This window comes from Bacillus cereus group sp. MYBK101-2, from assembly GCF_051918845.1.
Classification (GTDB): domain Bacteria; phylum Bacillota; class Bacilli; order Bacillales; family Bacillaceae_G; genus Bacillus_A; species Bacillus_A paranthracis.
In genome coordinates, this window is the sequence record NZ_JBQAIE010000002.1 from 529,767 (window position 1) to 543,500 (window position 13,734).

The following is a 13,734-nucleotide window of genomic DNA, read 5'->3' on the forward strand; positions in this document are numbered from 1 at the left end:
TAAATTAGATGGCGGATGTATTCGTAAAACAAATAGAAAGGAGATGCTAATGTGCATCTCCTTTTAAATACTTCAACATTGATTCTATTACGAGACCTTGCTTTTCTTTTTAAGTGGCATCATCTTTCCGTACGTACCAAGGCGCCATATATACTCAAGTGGTCCGTATTGGTAACGTGACAGCCACCAGCGGCTAATAAAGATTTGCAGCGTGTAGAAACCGATGCAAAATAGTGGTCCTACCCATAATGGAGCAAGATAATCATTTTTGAACAATATTCCGAATACAAGCAACGTAACAATTGTATGCGAGATATAATTTGTTAATGCCATTCGACCAACGTACTGGAACGGACGTAATATCTTTTGCCATTTTTCTTTTTGTAATAAACGCATGAGCGTGAAAATGTAGAATATGAATAATGTCTTTCCGCTTATCATCGTAATACCCATAAGTGAAAATGGTGTGTATGGTTGATTGTTCATAAAGAAGTAAACCATAATAAACCACATCGGTAATGTTAAAATGAACATAATGATTTGCCATTTCTTTAGTTTTGGATCTAATTCTTTCGCACGGCGGAAAATATCTTTTTTACCGGCATATAATCCGAGTAAAAACAATCCTAGTGTTTCAGGAAGCATAATAAGACTGTTACTTATTGCTTCAGAGTAGAAAGAATAGAATCGGTCTGTGATTTGTAAGCCCCAGTTTTCTAACGGCATAATTGCTGTGGAAAGGCCTAACTCCTCTACTGGCACGATTAACATGACAAGAGAACCTAATAATGTGAACAATTGCATGAAACTTAATAGTACAACTGACCATATTAAAATAGTACGTGGCTTTCTTTTGTAAAATAAAAATAAGAAAAACCCGGTAATTGCATAAGTATGTAAAATGTCTCCGTCCCATAAAAGAACGTAATGTAAGAAACCAAATAATAATAAAATAAGTAAGCGACGAACAAATAAAGTTTTTGGTCGATCTGTTTTCGCCTCAGCACGATTCATAAAAATATAAAAACCTAATCCGAATAAAAACGAAAAAATGGTATAAAATTTCGTTTGAATAAACATATCGTAAAATAGGCGAATGTAGCTGTCTATCCCTTCGTAAATTCCTGTAATATCACGGGAGTCGACTCCGGCGATAACAGGCCAGTTAACAAGAAAAATACCAAGTACAGCTATTCCTCTAATAATATCGATGGAGTGTATCCTCTCGCCTTGTGAAATATTTTGTGTCATTATTTTCCTCCTTGTTAAGTAATTCCCTTTTATTATACAAAATGTAAGATGGAGGGTATAGGGTGGATTTCCATTTTTTTTAACTATTAAGTTATGTAAGATGAGATATAATAAGAGTGCACAACAAGTTTTAATCTTCTTCAAAACAGGCAGTAAAGCTCCTTCTTATAAGGGGCTTTCTTTATGAAAAGTGTTGATAATGATTCTCTTTAATGATAAAATGTATTCAAAAGTGATAATCATTATCAAAAAAGGTTGGTGCACGAGTATGGTATATGCATTAGTAGCAGGTACAGTCGCTGTATATGCAGTTATTGCAAAGTATGTTTTAAATGGAGTAGGAACAGCAAAATGAGTGATATTACATAAAATCCCTTTCATTTGTAAAAAGAATGAAAGGGATTTTTTATTTTTAATGAGAATATGCTGAAAATTTAGTATGATAGTAAAGTGAAACGGTAATCAATGAGAGGATGTATCTCCTGTTGATTATGAGCTCGCAAATAGCGGGGAAAAGTATATACATCTTGGATAAAGGGGAACAAGGGGATGACAAACATAGTACAGACAAACGGTATGAAAAAACTTGTTTGTTTTTATGAAGAGTGGCAAAAACACGGCGATGCAGAGAATAGCTTAAAGTTGTTTGAAGTGATTCAAAAATATAAACGAGAGCAGCTTATGATAGCATTCTGCGGTCACTTCTCAGCAGGGAAATCTACGATGATGAATCATCTATATAAAGCGCAGTTGTTACCGACAAGTCCAATTCCGACAAGCGCTAACGTCGTTAAAATTGAAAAGGGGTCTGATCGTGTTGTTGTAACGATTAAATCTGGAGAGCAGTACGAATATGACGGTGCATATTCAGCAGAAGAATTAAAACAAATTTGTAAAGATGGCGATGAGGTAATTGGTGTTCATATTTATCGAAATGATGCGCCAATTCCAGAAGGTGTTATGTTAGTTGATACACCAGGGATTGATTCAACAGATGATGCCCATCAACTAGCGACAGAATCAACGTTGCATCTAGCAGACGTAATTTTTTATATGATGGATTATAATCACGTCCAATCGGAAGTGAATTTACAATTTGTTAAAGAATTGAAACAACGTAATAAAACGGTTTATCTCGTTGTCAATCAAATAGATAAACATAAAGAAAATGAATTATCATTTGAGGATTATAGAGACAGTGTAAAACAATCGTTCTCTAACTGGGATATTGAAGTAGATGGAGTTTATTATACATCATTACGAATGATGAACCATCCACATAATGAAATTGGAAACTTGGAAACATTAATTACTTCTATTATGAAAGAAAAAGAGCAGTATGTAAGAGCTGGAATGGAGCGAGAAACAGAATATTTAATGGGAGAACATGTCTCGTTTATTCTTTCTGAAAATGAAAAAGCTCTTTTGAAATATGAGGAAGAGTTAGCATCACCGCTTTCCATTTCAGAAATAGTTGAAAAGAAAGAAGAGCTAACGGAAATGAAACATCGCGAGGCTAATAAAGAGTCTCAAATGAGAAATGAATTTATAAAAGGCTTACAAGCTATATTAGATAACGCGTATTTAATGCCGTTTGAAATGAGAGAATTGGCAAATGCGTACTTAGAAACGAAATTAACAAAATTTAAAGTTGGTTTGCTATTTGCGAAAGGAAAGACTGAGCAAGAAAAACAGAGACGTTTAGATGCTTTTTATTCAGCTTTGCAAAAGACGGTTGAAACGCAACTTGATTTTCATGTGAAAGAATTTATTGTTGCCTTCTTAAAAGAAGAAGGGTTGTTTACAGAGGAAATTGGGAAAGACATATATGATTTAGAAATTGCTTTTGGACCAGAAATGTTAGCAGAAGTAATTAAACAAGGTGCAGGTTTCACAGGTGATTACTTACTTCTTTATACAGCGGATGTAGCGAATGAATTAAAGAAACGTTATTTTATAAAAGCACAGCAAATTTTTGATAAAAGTGCAGTCGTTTTAAAGCAAAAGGTAAAAGAAGCAGTTGATCGTATTGAAGAAGAGATTGAAACATATACGATGTTGCAAACGGCGAAAGAAACGAAATTGCAATACAGTAACAATTTGGAGGCATATGAAGGCTATTTACAAAATGTTTGGCATGATCGTGTTGCTACACCAGAAGGGTTGCAAATAGAAGAGATATTGCAAAGTAAAAAACAAATTGTTAGTGAGAAATTCACACTACAAGAGCAGGAAATTGTAAATGATAACGTAGCGGCTCGTGAGGAAGAGATAAAAGGAACGGCAGCTTTAAATATTCAGCGGATATTAGAGAAAGTGAAGAAAGCTGAAACGATATTAGAACCATTGCCAGCGCTAAAACATGTACAGCAAGAGGTAATAGAAAAAAGGCGCCGTGTGGAAACGAAACAATTTACAGTAGCGTTATTCGGAGCTTTTAGTGCTGGGAAATCATCATTTGCCAATGCATTGCTTGGTGAGAAAGTACTTCCAGTGTCACCAAATCCGACGACGGCAACGATTAATCAAATTTTGCCAGTTACAGAGGAAAAACCACACGGAACAGTAATGGTTCAATTTAAATCAAAGCAAGCCTTATTAGAAGATATGAAAGCTGTTTATAAGCTGTTTCATTATGAGATTACTACGTTAGATGAAGCGTTAGCACAGATTGATAAAGTTATGAAATACCCTTCACCAACTGGGAAGCAAAAAACAACATTTAGCTTTTTACGAGCAGTACAAAAAGGGTATGATACAGTTTCTGCACATTTAGGTGAGAAAGTACAAGTTACATTAGAAGAGTTTTCTGATTATGTAGCGAATGAAGAAAAATCTTGTTTTGTTGAGTACATGGAGCTTTATTATGATTGTGCATTAACAAGGCAAGGAGTAGCGCTTGTAGATACACCTGGAGCGGATTCTATTAACGCCCGCCATACAGACGTTGCGTTCCAGTATATTAAAAACGCAGATGCTATTTTGTTTGTCACGTATTATAATCACGTGTTCTCTCGTGCTGACCGTGAATTTTTAATTCAGCTTGGTCGTGTAAAGGATACTTTTGCTCTTGATAAAATGTTCTTCTTAATTAATGCGGCCGATTTAGCAGAGTCTGAAGAAGAACTTAAAATGGTAAAAGGTTATATCGCAGACCAGCTACTGCAATACGGTATTAGAAATCCACGTTTATTTGCAATTTCAAGTTTATGTGCGCTTGAAGAGAAACAAGGAAAAAATATTGAGAAAGAGAAGTACGGTATTTTACAAAACTCTGGGATTGCTAAGTTCGAGGAATCATTTACATCCTTTATGATGAGAGATTTAATGCTCGTATCTGTTCATGCTTTATATGGTGCATTGCAAGGGGCAGATCAGCTGTTAGTAAATATGATAAATGGTGCAAAGCAGGGGAATGAAGAGAAAGAGAAGCAAACGAAAAAATATGAAGCAGAGCGTGATCAACTACTTCATATTATTTCATCATATAGTGTGCTTGCTGAAGAACAGGCGATGCAAAATGAAGTGAAAGAATTGCTTTATTACGTGCAACAACGTCTATTCCTACGCTATAACGATGTGTTTACTGAATTTATTAATCCAGCATCGCTTCGAACGGATGGAAATGTGAAAGTGCAGTTGCAGCAGTGTGTTATGGAATTAGTAGCATTTATTCAGCATGATTTATTACAAGAAATGCGTGCGACATCATTACGCCTTGAAAGATGGATAGATGAAGCGATGAAGCGTGCAAAGAATGAAATTGTGGTGAACTGTAAAGTAGAAAATGAATCAATTTCTATGAATGGAACAGTGGAATATGAATATAAAGATATTACACATAAAGAACCGTTCCCTTCAGTTGAAATAAAAGATTTCAAAAAAGCATTGGCACACTTTAAAAACGAGAAAAGCTTTTTTGAAAAGAATGACAAAGCCTTTATGCAAGAAGACGCTAAATCTGTATTAGAACCTCTCGTATCAAACTATGTAGCTGATGAAAAAGATTTATTTGTTCATCATTATAAGCAAGAGTGGGATTTGAAATGGAACTTATTCCAAAAAGTGATGCAGCAAGATGTGATGAATTATTATGAAAGTGTATTATTTGCATTGGCTGAAACGATTGATGTATCACTATATGAACAAAGTAAAGAACAATTGCAAAAGCAATTAGTAGAGATTGAAAAAGAAATGTATGTGATGTAGTCGTTATGAGAAAAAGATTCGTTCGATTTTCTTTTGTAGTACCGTATCTAAAGATTTGACAAATCCAGCAAATTCATCGGTAGAAATCATATGAGTAAGAACGAGTCGTCTGCCGTCTGGTGTTTCACCGCATAAGACGAACGAAGAAAATTCATATGTTTTATTTTCTACTACTAATTTTGGATAGGAATACGTGTCGCTCTTCTTCTTCTTTCCATCAATAGAGATGACGTTGCATTTTTTCTCATTGTTGTCCATGGTGAATCCCTCCTTTCTATTACTTATGGTAGACAAGGAGGGTTTAGAACAATAGAGAAGGGGGAATTTTTTATGACTGTTGTAATAGAACGTATTTCAAAAGAAGCTATACCGAAGTCTTTATTACTACTTGCTGATCCAAGTGAACAGCAAATTGGTGCATATGTACAAAGAGGATTAACATACGTAGCTAAGCAAGAGGATAATGTAATCGGTATATATGTAATTTTGGAAACAAGGCCGAAGACGATGGAAATTATGAATATTGCGGTTGTAGAGCATTTGCAAGGAAAAGGGATTGGAAAGAAGCTAATAAGTCATGCTATAGAAACTGCTAAAGGATATGGTATGTCAAAACTTGAAGTTGGTACAGGCAATTCTAGTGTTTCACAACTTGCTTTCTATCAAAAATGTGGATTTCGTATTTTTTCTATTGATTTTGATTACTTTTCGAAGCATTATGAAGAAGAGATTATTGAAAATGGGATTGTATGCCGTGATATGATTCGGCTTGCAATGGAATTAAATCAGAACGTATAACTTATTTAGGGGGAAGAGAAGATGGAAGTACATAAAGCAATTACAGCACATTCTCGTAAACAAAATGAAAGTGTAAAAGCATGTTTACAATTAGATGCGCAGCGTGAAGCAGCTATTGAAGCAGCCGTATCTCTTGCGTCAAATGGGAAAGAATTTTCGGTTGATGTCATTAATGTTGTAACGAAGCAAATTAATGCTCTTGCAAAAAATGGTGTTACACTAGAGCGTAAATATGTTACAAAAGAAATGGTTATGGAGTATGTAAGTCGTTTGAAAGAGAAAGAAGGTCGTTAAAGATGTTAGTTACAGTCGAATGGTTACGTGAGCATATAGAAGATGAGAACGTCCGTATAATCGATTGTCGTTTTGATTTAGCGAATCCTAATTGGGGTAGAGAAAAGTATGAGGAGGAACATATTCCTCATGCATTATATTTTGATTTGAATGTAGATTTATCAAGTCCTATAACAGAACATGGTGGTCGCCACCCGTTACCAAATATTGAGGAGTTTGCAGACAAGCTGTCGCGGGCTGGTATTGATGAACATACGACAGTGATTGCATATGACAGTGAAGCGGGTGCAAATGCTTCTCGTCTTTGGTGGTTATTAAACTATGTAGGACATGAGAAAGTATATATATTAGATGGTGGATTTCCAGCATGGAAAGAGAATGGACTACCGGTAACAACAGAAATTTCTGTTGCTAAACGAAAAGCATTCAAAGCAAATGTACAAAATCATATGCTTGTAACGATGGAAACGGTGAGAGAGAATATCTATGCAGGTGCAGATGTTACGTTAATTGATTCTAGAGAGCCAAAACGTTATGTTGGTGTAGAGGAACTTGTTGATCCGAAAGCAGGACACATTCCAACAGCAGTAAATTATTTTTGGAAGGATGGAATGCTACAATCAGGACAATTTAAGAATGAAGCTCAGCAACAAGAACGATTCCAAAACCTTTCGAAAGATAAGGAAACAATTGTATATTGTGGTTCTGGTGTTACAGCATGTCCAAATATCGTTGCATTGAAATTAGCTGGATTCCAAAATGTTAAATTGTATGCAGGTAGCTGGAGTGATTGGATTTCTTATCCAGAAAATCAAATTGCAAAAGAAGAAGATTAATCACTTGCATGCAAAAATAATTTGTATTAAAATAAGGTCACAAGCAAGAGATTGCTCGAAAAACTTTGTATTTTACACATTGGAAACAATGTGATAATATAGCGACAAGTAAATAATACATCCTGCGGTGTGCGTAACTTATTTATGTCTAAAACCGATGTTAGTTATACGGAAGCTCAATATTTAGCGACCATCATCAAGCCTTCCTTGTGGAGGAAGATGTACGGTAACTGTGAGGGCATCCACCTGCGAGTAGCGGGTTTTTGGACATTTACGAGGAGCGGCACGTGCGGGGGTCTTATTTCAACTAACATTATATAAAATTCCTACGGTGTACGTAGCTTATGCATGTCTTAAACCAATAAGTTTAATATGGAAGTTCAATATTTAAATGTAGCTAACATGTCATCTTTTTAAGAAGGAAGTTACAAACATTTGTGAGAGCATCCACCTGTGAGAGCAGGTTTATGGACATCTAGAGAGAACGGCATATGTGGGGCTATATAAAAACCTTACGTTTTATACGTAAGGTTTTTTTGTTGTATACATATATCCATGTTATCTTGATTCACCTGTGAAGTTTCCGTAATAAATATAGCATTTTCTGTCTTCATCAATCTCTCTTGAATCTAAAGCAAACTCCATATGCTTGCCGTCTTGTTGAATATATATAATATCTGAATGCAGATATGGCAAGATTTCTTCATAGTTCCATACATCTTTACTTTCAATCAAGTTTGAACTTGTATCCTTTAGCTCTCTAATTTCAAAACCGATGTGGAAGTAAGTAGGATCTGAAGGATCGTTAGAGAAAGTTTCTTGTTGAATATATATAACTGCTGTTCCGTCTGGATCTACTGAGGTTGCAGTGACAACATATGTATTTTTATCTTTTATAAAATATTCACAAGTCATGCGTGCAATGATTTCAGAATTAGAAATATTTGCATAGTTCCATAAAGCTGGATACCCTTTCGTCTCATCATTAAGTCGGTATTCTAAGCGCATTTCATCACTCTTCTTCCTTTTTCTTCTACTTTATCATGCCATCCTATATAATAGGAATAGAATTTAAAAAGGGGAGTGCGAAGGTGACAAAAACGAAATGGTTAGTAGGTGGTGTCGTAACGTCTTTAATGACTGGCACCTTATTTGGCTGCGCACAAGATCTTCCCCCAAAACCGAATGATAAAAGTTGTGCAGATTGGGATTGGGATGATGAACTTGGGGTATGGCAGTGTGATGATAGTAGTTCAGGATATCGTGGGCATTATTTCTATGGCGGGAGATACTATCAAAATAAATCCACTTTCAAAAATTCATCTGCGTTTAAATCTTATCAATCGTCTGCGGAATTTAAAGGTGGAATTGGAAGCGGTTCAAAGGGAGGATTTGGGGGCTAAAATATGTCGCAGTACATAAGAGAGCGAAAAGAGTTTTATTCGAAATATCCGGATTTCTGGTCGGATCTATATGAATGTGAGTATAGTTTATTTCATGTTTTCTCTATAACAAATGAGACTATGAAACAATTACAGTTAGCAACTGAACGAATGGGAAAAATATTTTTTAAGACTGCTAGACTTTTGCGTAATTTAAGTGACGAACAGCTTCTTGAACTTGGATTTCCTCCTGCGAGCTTATCGTTCATTAGAATGAAAGGATTATATCCTGAATCTGTTATTTCGCGGTTTGATTTCGTTTTAACAGATGATAACCAAATTAAAATGCTCGAATTTAATAGTGATACGCCAACATTTATTATGGAATGCTTTCAAATGAATGGAAAAGTTTGTGAGAAACTAGGCTATGATAATCCAAATTCGGATCAAGAACGACTACTATCTTCTGGTATTACAAAAGCCGTTATGGAAGCGACAAAGGGAATAGATAACCCGAATGTTATTTTTACAGCACATCATGAACATATTGAGGATTGGAATACGACTATGTATTTGAGTCAGCTATGCCATGTTGAAAATAAAGTCGTGCCAATGTCAGAACTTAGAATTACAAAAGATGCTTTAGTGGATAGGGATGGAGTGCAAATTGATGTTTTATACCGCCAAACATATCCGATAGAAGATTTAATTGAGGATCAAGATCCTGAAACAGGAGATTTGGTAGGTGTGGAGTTGTTGCAACTTGTAAAAGCCGGAAAGCTTTTTATCATCAATCCTTTGTCAGCATTTTTACTTCAGCCAAAATCAGTTCAGTGTCTTATTTGGGGGTTAGCAGAAGAAGAGGCCTTTTATACAAATGAGGAACAACAGTGGATTAAAGAATATATGTTACCTACATATTTAGAACCAGATTTATTTTTAGGAAAAGGTTCTTTCGTTCAAAAACCTTCATTTGGTAGAGAGGGAGACACGATTACCATTCGTGATAAGGACGAAAATATTATGATTCAAAATGCACACCAAACGTATAAAGCGTCACTGCCGATATTTCAAAAGTATACAGAACTTCCAGTCATATCTTTGGAAACAGAGAAAGGGATGGAGAAACTGTCGTATGTGTTTGGTTCGTTTTTAATTGCAGGAAAAGCAAGTAGTATTGGTATTCGTGCTGGTGAAAAAATTACGGGGAATGAATCGTACTATTTACCGGTAGGTATAAAAAAGGAGGAAGTATATGATTAATTTTTTATTATATTTAGCAGTAACACTTGGTCTTTTATGCATAGGTCTTTTCCTGATGGAAGTGACAACGAAAGTAAAAGAATTTAAGTTAATGGCCCAAGGGAATAAGGCAGTAAGCTATGTACTTGGAGGACGATTACTTGGGTTAGCTATTGTTTTATATTCAACAGCAGCTAATTCCATTTCACTTCTTGATATGGTTTCGTGGGGAGCGGTTGGGATTTTGGCTCAAATTATCGTCTTTTATTTAGCTGAGTGGCTTACACCACGCTTTAATATAAATAAAAGTCTTGAAGAAGATAATCAAGCGGTCGGTCTTTTTCTTATGTTTTTATCGCTTTCAATTGGGATTGTAATTGCTGGTTGTATAACTTATTAAAAACTTTACGTTTAAACGTAAGGTTTTTATTTTTACTAATTTTAAAATATGTGCTTCATTCATTTGATACGTAGAAAGAGAAATCGTATGTATATGAGAGGGAGTTGTTGTAATAAGGAAAAGATTCCATTCAAGGTGTTGACATCTATTTTAAATAAGAGTAACATTTTCTATGTAATAAAAATAAGTCTCTGTTAGGTGAGGCTCCTGTATAGAGAAATGCTACTGCCCAAAAATGTCGAGAGACGCCAATGGGTCAACAGGAATGATCGAATTAAGGTTTTTCTTAACGTAGCTGGTAATGTACCTATGCTATACAGTGCTAAAACTCGGCGAGGGAGAGGTCCGTAGATTTCTAATTGTATTAGGAATCGTTTATTTGTGTATGTCATGGCCTTTACTCTTTTCGGAGTAAGGGTCTTTTTGTTACAAAGCTATGAGTAATTTCATAGTATAAACTATAAAATAAAACGAGGAGGTGAGGAGCATGTCAAATTCTGACTCGGTTCCGTTACCCATATACTTCAAATCAAAAATATATGATGTAGGCAGGAAACGACTTGTTCCTCCCTCTATATTTATCATCATGTAGCGTTTATATGTATGTTTAGGCGCTAGACACTTTCACCGTAAAGTGGATAAATTGAGAAACAAAGCGTTTCTTCCTACGTTGTAAAGGAGGAGACGATAATATGTTATATGCAAACAAAACTGTGGGTAACACGTCATATAAATTAAGCAAAAAATCAATGAAAGAACAAACGATGCTTCAAAAAAATAAAGATTTATTAATTGAAATCGCAACGAGAGATGTAAAATCTGTATTTGCGTATTTTAAAACAACAAGAGATGGATTGTCTATGAAAGAGGCACAAAAACGTATTCAAGTATACGGCCGAAATGAATTAACTTCAAAAAGAGCTCGTATTGCAGAAGTGATGATGAAGCTAGGTGGAATGATCCCAGGTTTTTCAAAACAACATGTGAGAGATGGATTACAATGTGAGAAGATTACTGTGTCTCGAGTAGAATGTTCTAGTGTAACAGGTTTAAACGGTGAATTAAAAATGATGGATTTGCCAGTACAAGAGCTTGTTCCAGGAGATATGATTTTCCTTTCAGAAGGTGATACAGTACCAGCAGATGTACGTATCATTTATGCAAATGATTTATTAGTAAATGAATCTGTGCTAACAGGAAACGATGCAAGTGTTGAGAAATTTGAAAGTTGTTATCATCTTGAACGCAAACGATTTATTCCTTTGAAAAGAATGAAAGACTATAATCCACTTGAACTTGAAAATGTATGTTTCAAAGGGACGTATATTGTTAGTGGAAATGCAAAAGCTGTAGTAGTTTCAACTGGGAAAAATACGTATACAGGGATTCTTCATACTTGTTGTAGTAAAACGTCTTAATGTGTAAATGATGCTAAATATACAAAAACAATGTATAATAGACAAAGTTGAAAAACGTAGAATGGTAATCTATTTATATAACCTTACGTGATGACGTGGGGTTATTATTTTTTTTGGTAGGAGAGGAATTATGAAAAAAGTATTATTAGTTGATGGTATGGCACTATTATTTCGTGCTTTTTATGCAACAAGTGTCTACGGGCAGTTTATGAAACGACAAGATGGTACCCCTACAAACGGGATTCATGGTTATATGAAACATTTATTAACGGCAATGCAAGCAATTGAACCGACACACATCGTAACATGCTGGGATATGGGAAGTACAACATTTAGAACAGAGTCGTTCTCAAATTATAAAGCGAATCGTGCAGCGCCACCTGAAGAATTAATTCCGCAATTTGATCTAGTGCAAGAAATGACTGCGAAATTATCTGTTCCAGTTATCGGCATGAAAGGGTATGAAGCGGATGATTGTATCGGTACACTAGCAAAACAATACTGCAATGAAGCGGAAGTTTATATTTTAACAGGTGATACGGATTTACTTCAACTTGTTGATAAGAACGTTACAGTTATGCTTCTGCGCAAAGGAATTGGAAATTACGAGTATTACACACCGGAGAAAATTATGGAAGAAAAAGGTGTAGAACCGTGGCAAATCGTGCATGCGAAAGCTTTCATGGGAGATACGAGCGATAATTACCCAGGTGTAAAAGGTATCGGTGAAAAAACAGCGTATAAGCTTATTCAAGAACATGGTACAGTAGCAACTGTACTAGAAAATGTGGCAGCATTAACGAAAGCGCAACGTACGAAGATTGAAAGTGATTTAGAGAATTTAAATATTTCATTACAATTAGCGCAAATTCATTGTGAAGTTCCTATTTCATGTTCACTAGAAGAAGGATTACACACAATAGATGAAGAAAAATTACGATTCGTTTGTGAAGAAATGAATTGGGGAAGACCTGAAATATTAATCAATATGCTGTAAATAGTTTAGAAAGAAGGATGTTGCATGAGTCGAACTTTGACTAGGTGGCACCTTCTTTTTTATTTTGGAACACAGTATGTAAGTTAGAGAAAGTATATGAAACTGCGCTAGAAATATATATAAATATTTCGACAAGGTAATTGATATAAGATGGCGTAAATGGCGAATTATGTAATGAAATAAAGCGATTAGAAAACTGCTTTAGAAGGAGCTCTTTTTTCGTGTTCACAAAGTTGTCAGAAAATAAATGTAATTTTCATATGAAGTTCAAATGGAATTCACAACAATCAATTATTATAAGAACAACCAGATAATTCTTTATCTTTTATCCCACTTTAATGGGCAGTAAGACCCCCCACTTCAAAATTCAGCGAAAGCAAAGAAGTTAGGTGGGGGATCAACTGCCCATAAAAGTCCGATTGGTTCAACTAATAATCAGTGGGGGATGAAGAAAACCCCCACTGATTAAAGTTTCACTTTATATAAACCATCCCCCAAGGAGGACAATAAAAAATGAGAAAAAAAGTGAGAAAATCTTTTAAACAACTATTAATTGAAAATAAACAATCACTATTAAATAATAAAGAAAATATGAAAGAAATTGAGGAACGAATTGAGAAACGACATGTCACATATAGTGGCTCTAGCAACTAAATAAGGTAAAAAAAGATAGCCGATAAAGGCTATCTTTTTTTGTTTTATATTGAAATAACTATATTCTCTTCTTTAATTTTTGTAAATATACAACATATTTTCATAGTGTTTTTCTACCAATTTTTTTCATTTTTCGAGGTTGAAATTGGTATATATCAATTAAAAAGATTAACTATTCATAATATTGCAAAAAATGTTACAATACATTCAAAATTACGCTATAAATCATTTTAATATGAAAAATTGGAATGAA

At 34.9% G+C, this 13,734-nt stretch carries 14 protein-coding genes, 2 other RNA genes and 1 riboswitch; of the genes, 13 read left to right on the plus strand and 3 right to left on the minus strand.

The features are described from left to right. Window positions 1-87: 87 nt before the first annotated feature. Window positions 88-1,251, minus strand: coding sequence for a DUF418 domain-containing protein (locus ACTFSI_RS08120; protein WP_144660181.1), 1,164 nt, complete (start codon window positions 1,249-1,251; stop codon window positions 88-90). Window positions 1,252-1,450: 199 nt separating this feature from the next. Here ACTFSI_RS08120 and ACTFSI_RS08125 point away from each other — a divergent pair, with 199 nt between their 5' ends. Beyond that, window positions 1,451-1,606 carry a hypothetical protein gene (locus ACTFSI_RS08125; protein ID WP_000600129.1) on the plus strand — a complete coding sequence of 52 codons (156 nt, stop codon included), beginning with the start codon at window positions 1,451-1,453 and terminating at the stop codon, window positions 1,604-1,606. A 194-nt stretch (window positions 1,607-1,800) separates the two neighbouring features. Further along, entirely contained in the window at window positions 1,801-5,460 is a 3,660-nt protein-coding gene (locus ACTFSI_RS08130) for a dynamin family protein (protein WP_265153051.1), read from the plus strand. Window positions 5,461-5,463: 3 nt separating this feature from the next. Here ACTFSI_RS08130 and ACTFSI_RS08135 read toward each other — a convergent pair whose 3' ends face one another. Then, window positions 5,464-5,718: a DUF3931 domain-containing protein gene (locus tag ACTFSI_RS08135; RefSeq protein WP_000369740.1), complete on the minus strand. Its 255-nt coding sequence runs from the start codon at window positions 5,716-5,718 to the stop codon at window positions 5,464-5,466. Between the two features lie 72 nt (window positions 5,719-5,790). Between ACTFSI_RS08135 and ACTFSI_RS08140 the strand changes: the two genes are divergently transcribed. From ACTFSI_RS08140 to ssrS (ACTFSI_RS08160), 5 genes are all read left to right on the plus strand, one after another. Continuing rightward, the gene (locus ACTFSI_RS08140; RefSeq protein WP_044790378.1) at window positions 5,791-6,258 is read left to right on the plus strand and encodes a GNAT family N-acetyltransferase; all 468 of its coding nucleotides are present in this window, start codon (window positions 5,791-5,793) and stop codon (window positions 6,256-6,258) included. A gap of 21 nt (window positions 6,259-6,279) precedes the next feature. After that, window positions 6,280-6,552: a YpbS family protein gene (locus ACTFSI_RS08145; protein WP_000451811.1), complete on the plus strand. Its 273-nt coding sequence runs from the start codon at window positions 6,280-6,282 to the stop codon at window positions 6,550-6,552. Window positions 6,553-6,554: 2 nt separating this feature from the next. Continuing rightward, window positions 6,555-7,388 (plus strand): sulfurtransferase, encoded by an 834-nt coding sequence (locus tag ACTFSI_RS08150; protein WP_000961783.1) that lies wholly within the window; start codon window positions 6,555-6,557, stop codon window positions 7,386-7,388. 116 nt (window positions 7,389-7,504) lie between these two features. Continuing rightward, window positions 7,505-7,687, plus strand: a non-coding RNA gene (gene ssrS / locus ACTFSI_RS08155) — 6S RNA. A 21-nt stretch (window positions 7,688-7,708) separates the two neighbouring features. Then, a non-coding RNA gene (ssrS, locus tag ACTFSI_RS08160) (6S RNA) lies at window positions 7,709-7,892 on the plus strand. 54 nt (window positions 7,893-7,946) lie between these two features. Here ssrS (ACTFSI_RS08160) and ACTFSI_RS08165 read toward each other — a convergent pair. Beyond that, window positions 7,947-8,396 carry a hypothetical protein gene (locus ACTFSI_RS08165; protein WP_001235515.1) on the minus strand — a complete coding sequence of 150 codons (450 nt, stop codon included), beginning with the start codon at window positions 8,394-8,396 and terminating at the stop codon, window positions 7,947-7,949. Between the two features lie 83 nt (window positions 8,397-8,479). On the opposite strand from ACTFSI_RS08165, the gene ACTFSI_RS08170 reads away from it, so the two are divergent. The 6 genes from ACTFSI_RS08170 (at window position 8,480) to ACTFSI_RS08195 (ending at window position 13,481) form a co-directional block, all read left to right on the plus strand. Beyond that, on the plus strand, window positions 8,480-8,791 hold the full coding sequence (locus tag ACTFSI_RS08170) for a hypothetical protein (protein ID WP_000169020.1): 312 nt from the start codon (window positions 8,480-8,482) through the stop codon (window positions 8,789-8,791). Between the two features lie 3 nt (window positions 8,792-8,794). Continuing rightward, on the plus strand, window positions 8,795-10,033 hold the full coding sequence (locus ACTFSI_RS08175) for a glutathionylspermidine synthase family protein (RefSeq protein WP_440045313.1): 1,239 nt from the start codon (window positions 8,795-8,797) through the stop codon (window positions 10,031-10,033). Further along, window positions 10,026-10,412 carry a DUF350 domain-containing protein gene (locus ACTFSI_RS08180; RefSeq protein WP_000606860.1) on the plus strand — a complete coding sequence of 129 codons (387 nt, stop codon included), beginning with the start codon at window positions 10,026-10,028 and terminating at the stop codon, window positions 10,410-10,412. Before ACTFSI_RS08175 ends, ACTFSI_RS08180 begins: the two co-directional genes overlap by 8 nt. 183 nt (window positions 10,413-10,595) lie before the next feature. Continuing rightward, a riboswitch (M-box (ykoK) riboswitch) is annotated at window positions 10,596-10,761 on the plus strand. A gap of 343 nt (window positions 10,762-11,104) precedes the next feature. Next, window positions 11,105-11,830 carry a P-type ATPase gene (locus tag ACTFSI_RS08185; protein WP_000964970.1) on the plus strand — a complete coding sequence of 242 codons (726 nt, stop codon included), beginning with the start codon at window positions 11,105-11,107 and terminating at the stop codon, window positions 11,828-11,830. Between the two features lie 130 nt (window positions 11,831-11,960). Next, window positions 11,961-12,827: a 5'-3' exonuclease gene (locus ACTFSI_RS08190; protein ID WP_000757050.1), complete on the plus strand. Its 867-nt coding sequence runs from the start codon at window positions 11,961-11,963 to the stop codon at window positions 12,825-12,827. Window positions 12,828-13,340: 513 nt separating this feature from the next. Next, window positions 13,341-13,481: an FbpB family small basic protein gene (locus ACTFSI_RS08195; RefSeq protein ID WP_001228049.1), complete on the plus strand. Its 141-nt coding sequence runs from the start codon at window positions 13,341-13,343 to the stop codon at window positions 13,479-13,481. Window positions 13,482-13,734: the final 253 nt, after the last annotated feature.